Source organism: Burkholderia sp. HAN2018, assembly GCF_024704855.1.
In the GTDB taxonomy this organism is placed as follows: Bacteria; Pseudomonadota; Gammaproteobacteria; order Burkholderiales; family Burkholderiaceae; genus Burkholderia; species Burkholderia cepacia.
This window is the reverse complement of sequence record NZ_QOBB01000507.1, coordinates 1-1,658: the sequence shown is the minus strand read 5'-3', so window position 1 is coordinate 1,658 and position 1,658 is coordinate 1. Positions and strand designations below refer to the sequence as shown.

The 1,658-nt window shown below is 64.1% G+C and carries 2 pseudogenes; one reads left to right on the top strand and one right to left on the bottom strand.

Annotated features, from left to right (window positions below):
• Positions 1-972 (bottom strand): annotated as a pseudogene (locus DPV74_RS42045) (hypothetical protein); the annotation flags it as partial.
• On the opposite strand from DPV74_RS42045, the pseudogene DPV74_RS42040 reads away from it, so the two are divergent.
• Positions 863-1,658 (top strand): annotated as a pseudogene (locus DPV74_RS42040) (hemagglutinin); the annotation flags it as partial. The pseudogenes DPV74_RS42045 and DPV74_RS42040 overlap by 110 nt on opposite strands.

Below are 1,658 nucleotides of genomic sequence, written 5' to 3'. Positions count from 1 at the left end.
CGGCTCGCTTTCGACCGGCCTCTCGTCGACCAATAGCTCGGTCACTTCGCTGTCGTCCTCCACGTCGACGGGTCTGTCGTCGGCCAACAGCTCGATCGGTTCGCTGTCGACTGGCCTCTCGTCGACCAATAGCTCGGTCACCTCGCTGTCGTCCTCCACGTCGACGGGTCTCTCGTCGGCCAACAGCTCGATCGGTTCGCTCTCGACCGGCCTCTCGTCGACCAATAGCTCGGTCACCTCGCTGTCGTCCTCCACGTCGACTGGCCTCTCGTCGGCTAATAGCTCGATCACGTCCCTGTCGACGTCGACCTCGACCGGTCTGTCGTCGGCCACCAGCTCGATCGGCTCGCTCTCGACCGGCCTCTCGTCGACCAATAGCTCGGTCACCTCGCTGTCGTCCTCCACGTCGACTGGCCTCTCGTCGGCCAACAGTTCGATCACGTCGCTGTCGACGTCGACCTCGACTGGCTTGTCGTCGGCCACCAGTTCGATCGGCTCGCTCTCGACCGGTCTCTCGTCGACCAACAGCTCGATCACTTCGCTGTCGACCTCGACCTCGACCGGCCTCTCGTCGGCCAACAGCTCGATCGGCTCGCTGTCCACCGGCTTGAGCACGGTCTCGACGAAGACGGACAACCTCGGTAGCAGCACGGCCTCGGCACTTGGCGGTGGCTCGACGTATGACCCGACAACCGGCAAGGTCTCGGCGCCGTCGTACACCACATACAACGCGAACGGCACGACGTCGACCGCCAACAGCGTCGGCTCGGCAATCGACAGCATCAACAGCCAGGGCATCAAGTACTTCCACGCGAACTCGACCGGCGCCGACAGCACCGCGACGGGCACCGACGCCGTCGCCATCGGCAGCGGCGCCATCGCCAGCACGAACAATTCCGTCGCGCTGGGCGCCGGCTCGAAGGCCGACACCGCGGCCGTCGGCACGAGCAGCGCAACCGTCGACGGCGTCACGTTCGGCGGATTCGCAGGCACCAAGCCGGTTGGCACCGTTAGCGTCGGCAGCGCCAACAACGAGCGGCAAATCACCAATGTCGCCGCCGGCCAGGTAACGTCGACCAGTACCGACGCGATCAACGGTAGCCAGCTTTATTCCGTCGCCCAACAGGTCGGTACCGCGACCAGTGCCATTTCGTCGCTGTCGACTTCGACCTCGACGGGTCTGTCGTCGGCCAACAGCTCGATCACGTCGCTGTCGACTTCGACGTCGACCGGTCTGTCGTCGGCCAACAGTTCGATCACGTCGCTGTCGACTTCGACGTCGACCGGTCTGTCGTCGGCCAACAGTTCGATCACGTCGCTGTCGACTTCGACGTCGACCGGTCTGTCGTCGGCCAACAGCTCGATCACCTCGCTGTCGACTTCGACGTCGACGGGTCTGTCGTCGGCTAACAGCTCGATCACGTCGCTGTCGACCTCGACCTCGACGGGTCTGTCGTCGGCCAACAGCTCGATCACGTCGTTGTCGACTTCGACCTCAACCGGTCTGTCGTCGGCCAACAGCTCGATCACCTCGTTGTCGACCTCGACCTCGACGGGTCTGTCGTCGGCTAACAGCTCGATCACGTCGCTCTCGACTTCGACCTCGACGGGTCTGTCGTCGGCCAACAGTTCGATCACGTCCCTGTCGACTTCGACCT